The sequence below is a fragment of the Shewanella sp. 1180_01 genome (assembly GCF_052850535.1).
Window position 1 is genome coordinate 1 of the sequence record NZ_VXCT01000165.1, and the last position, 779, is coordinate 779.

Here is a 779-nt window from a genome sequence, read left to right on the forward strand (position 1 = left end):
TAGGGTCTGTTGATCTTTCGAGAGTGATTTTTAGACAGCATGGCAAGACGTTATAATTTGCTTCGCCAAAAGTAACCATAACCTCAAGCCATGCCAAGACTTATGCTAACCGATGCACGCTGGGAAAAGCTATTTCATTTAATGAAAAGCACAGGCCGTGTTTATGACAAACCTGAACATAGACAAACATTCGAAGGTATTCTTTACCGCCTTAGAACAGGTATCCCTTGGCGAGATTTACCTAAAGAGTTCGGTCATTGGAGCACGGTCTTTAGACGGTTTCATTTATGGTCTAAGAAAGGCGTTCTAGCACATTTATTCAAGGCCTTAGCCAACCTTGCTGATATAGAATGGGTCTTTATTGATGGCTCGATAGTGCGGGCTCACCAGCACAGTGCAGGTGCAGCGACGCTAAATAATGAGAGTATTGGTAAAAGTCGAGGTGGTAATTCAACCAAAATTCACTTAGCCGTCGACAGCGGAGGATTACCGATTTATTTCGAATTATCAGAAGGCCAAAAACACGATATTACACACGCCCCCAGCTTAATTGAGCACCTGAAGCAGGTTGATACCGTCATTGCAGATAAAGGTTATGACAGCGATGCTTTTCGTGAACTTATCGCAAACAAAGGCGGGAAATCTGTTATTCCGAGGCGCCGCTATAAGAATACACCTCAAGAAAGAGTCGATTGGTGCTTATATCGGTATCGACATTTAGTGGAGAATGCTTTTGGAAGAATTAAACACTATCGAGCAATATCAACAAGGTATGACAA

The 779-nt window shown here is 42.6% G+C and carries 1 protein-coding gene; it reads left to right on the forward strand.

Annotation, left to right across the window (positions count from 1 at the left end; genetic code table 11):
• Positions 1-90 precede the first annotated feature (90 nt).
• Positions 91-779: IS5-like element ISSod6 family transposase (locus FW758_RS24660; RefSeq protein WP_446446835.1), on the forward strand; the 689-nt coding region annotated here is incomplete at its 3' end.